This is a genomic window from Lentiprolixibacter sp. (genome assembly GCF_982873095.1).
Genome location: NZ_CEYNTP010000299.1, coordinates 1 through 2953 on the forward strand (window position 1 = coordinate 1; position 2953 = coordinate 2953).

Annotated in this window: 5 protein-coding genes; 3 read left to right on the forward strand and 2 right to left on the reverse strand. The window is 46.8% G+C overall.

Annotated features, from left to right (window positions below):
* The coding region (locus tag AC4E7D_RS13475; RefSeq protein ID WP_490174302.1) for an FKBP-type peptidyl-prolyl cis-trans isomerase at nt 1-766 on the reverse strand (766 nt) is incomplete at its 3' end.
* Between the two features lie 77 nt (nt 767-843).
* Here AC4E7D_RS13475 and AC4E7D_RS13480 point away from each other — a divergent pair.
* The 3 genes from AC4E7D_RS13480 to AC4E7D_RS13490 are packed head-to-tail and all read left to right on the forward strand — an operon-like array spanning nt 844 to nt 2291.
* The gene (locus tag AC4E7D_RS13480; RefSeq protein ID WP_490174303.1) at nt 844-1212 is read left to right on the forward strand and encodes an RNA-binding S4 domain-containing protein; all 369 of its coding nucleotides are present in this window, start codon (nt 844-846) and stop codon (nt 1210-1212) included.
* Nucleotides 1202-1783, forward strand: coding sequence for a methyltransferase domain-containing protein (locus AC4E7D_RS13485; RefSeq protein WP_490174304.1), 582 nt, complete (start codon nt 1202-1204; stop codon nt 1781-1783). Before AC4E7D_RS13480 ends, AC4E7D_RS13485 begins: the two co-directional genes overlap by 11 nt.
* Before the next feature lie 10 nt (nt 1784-1793).
* A complete protein-coding gene (locus AC4E7D_RS13490; protein ID WP_490174305.1) occupies nt 1794-2291 on the forward strand; it encodes a phosphoribosyltransferase family protein in 498 nt (165 codons plus the stop codon).
* On the opposite strand, the gene AC4E7D_RS13495 is transcribed toward AC4E7D_RS13490, so the two are convergent.
* A complete protein-coding gene (locus tag AC4E7D_RS13495) occupies nt 2283-2795 on the reverse strand; it encodes a shikimate kinase (RefSeq protein WP_490174306.1) in 513 nt (170 codons plus the stop codon). The two genes, AC4E7D_RS13490 and AC4E7D_RS13495, sit on opposite strands and share 9 nt — an antisense overlap.
* Nucleotides 2796-2953 lie beyond the last annotated feature (158 nt).

Sequence of the window (2953 nt, forward strand, 5' to 3'; positions counted from 1 at the left end):
CGTTGGTGACATCTCCATCCCCATTCAGATCCTCCTGTATGGAAGGGATGCCATCATTGTCGTAGTCTGTATCTTCAACGTACAAGCCCACTTCTACTTTAAAGATCAAGGGCGAATATTGTGGTACTCCCTGAACATTTGCGCTAAAATAGGCCAGGCCGGAAGGCAGGAACATTGCCCCAACACCGGCATTGCTAATCTCTGTGGTTCCGTCAGGGTTGACAACGATTCCGTCTCCTACCTTAAAATTGGAAATGGCCTCCCTGTACCCTTTCAAAAAAAATGGCAGGTATTGCCAGGTATGTGTGGAAGTAGCGTCAAAAATCCCTCCGTTTAGCAGGCTACCTTCGTATCGAACAAAAGTAGAATCTGCCTTTGTAGGTATCCCCCCTACCCCTTCGCGGGCGATGAGGTAATACATGGTATGGTTAACCACCTCATCATTCTCCAGGTTAAAGTCTTCAGAAGAAACCGGGATGGTAATGGACTGTAATTCCGGCCGGTCAATCAATGGGGTTTTGCTGGCATTATCCCCGGCGATAGTATCCAGAACCACCCTGAAATCAAAGTCTGCTGGCGGGTTTTCAAATTCTTCGTAGTTGTAAAAGTGGGTTTGCAGGTATTCCAGAAGTGCAGCAGCATCCTCGTCCACTACTTCGCTCAATCTTCTTGGCGGAATCACCTCGAAGTCTGCATTATCATCATTTCCACACGAAAAGAAGAGGGAAAAAATCCCAAGGAAGATCACTGTTTTCAATACCCGCATCGCAATTCTTTTAGGTGCCGCAAGATACAATTTTCCCCTATTTTTGCAGAGGTCCTTAACAAACATTTTATTCAGGCATGCGGATTGACAAATACTTGTGGTGCACGCGATATTTCAAAACACGAAACATGGCAACAGTAGCCTGCCAGAAAGGTCAGGTACGTATCAACGGGCAAGTGGTGAAACCCTCCCGGGACGTGTATCCCATGGACACCATTGTTGTTCGGAAGAACCAGATCGATTACCATATGGAAGTAATAGGCACCCCGGATAGCCGGGTAGGCGCTAAACTGGTTGACCTGTACCGCAAGGACACAACGCCTGAAGAAAACCTTGAGGTGAATGATTTGCTTAAATACTCTAAAGATTATTACCGCAAGAAAGGTACTGGCCGGCCCACCAAGAAAGACCGGCGGGATATAGAAGATTACCTCGATGAAGTTTGATAAAGCCTATTGGGAATCGCGCTACCGGGAAAGGGCCATGGGTTGGGATATCGGGTATATCTCTACTCCCCTTAAAGCGTACATCGATCAGCTACAGGATCCCTCAATAAAGATATTGGTGCCGGGTGCTGGACAAGGATATGAAGCCATTTACCTGCACAAACAGGGATTCCGCAATACCTATGTAGTGGATATCGCCTCACTCCCCTTGCAGCATATTAAGGAAGAATGCCCGGAATTTCCCAAAGGCCAACTTCTGGAAACTGATTTCTTTGCATTGTCTGAAGGAGGATTCGACCTTATTCTCGAACAAACCTTCTTCTGTGCCCTGGACCCGGTTTTACGACCCCAATATGTGGAAAAAATGAGCGAGATCCTCAGGCCGGGAGGTATTTTGGCCGGACTTCTATTTGATTTTCCGCTCACTTCAAGCGGACCTCCTTTTGGGGGAAGCCTGGAGGAATACATGGAGCTTTTCCAGGGAAAATTCAAGATACACCGTCTGGAGCGTGCGCATAATTCCATTCCACCAAGGCAGGGAAAGGAACTCTTTTTTATCTTTGAGAAATAAAGCACATGCCATGACCAATCGCATATTGTCACACCAGCAAATCCAGCATAAGATCAGGCGAATCGCCTACCAGATTTACGAATCCAATGTGGAAGAGGAGAAAATCATCCTGGCTGGCATAGCAGGCGGCGGACTGGAATTTGCCAAAAAGTTACAGCGTGTGCTGAAAAAGATCACCGACGCTGAAATTGTACTCTGCAAGGTAACCATGGACAAAAAGGACCCGCTGGGCAGCGAGGTCCGCACTTCCATTCCTGAAGAAGCCTATGCTAACCAATCCGTTGTACTGGTAGACGATGTGTTGAACTCTGGCACTACCCTGATCTACGGGGTGAACCATTTCCTGAAAACCCGCCTGAAAAGGTTGAAAACAGCGGTGCTCGTGAACCGTAACCACAAAAAGTATCCTGTAAAGGCAGATTTTAAGGGCATCTCACTCTCCACCTCCCTTCAGGAACATGTGGAGGTAACCTTTGAGGCCAGGAATGACGGGGTATACCTAGACTAGGCCCTGGATTTCTTTAACTAACTCCGCTGCACTTTTCTCATTGGCATTGAGGACAAAGGGCGCCTGTTCGTAAAACGGACTGCGTTCAAAGAGGTGCTTCCCGATAAATTCAGGTAACTCTTCATCCGGGACATGGCTGATCAGCGGGCGGTTTGCTTTTTCCGGAATCAGCCTAATAACCAGGGAAGGTATATTCATTTTCAAATAAAAAACCGCAGGGGTCACTTGAAGGATGGCAGACATGTTTCCGCTGTAACAGGGAGTGCCGCCTCCAAGGGCCAGTATAAAGGAATCAGGGGATGCCAGTAAATCAAGGAGTATGTTGTGTTCCAGCTTTCTGAAATGGATTTCTCCTTTCTCTGAAAAAATCTGCGGAATGGTGGTTGCCTCCTGTTGTTCTATAACGGCATCCAGGTCGAGGAATGGAATACCAAGCTGTTCACCGAGCAGCCGTCCTACCGTTGATTTTCCGCTTCCCATATAGCCCAGGAGGATAACTTTCATATCAGGCTTTTGACAAAAATGAAGTAAAAAGGAAGGAATTCAAAGAAAAGCGCAATTTATGTTTTATTTAAGGTTGAAAAATAAATTATTGATATTATATTTGCAGCCTCTATGCGCAACCAGCATAGCTGGAGACCTGGTAGCTCAGTTGGTCGAGC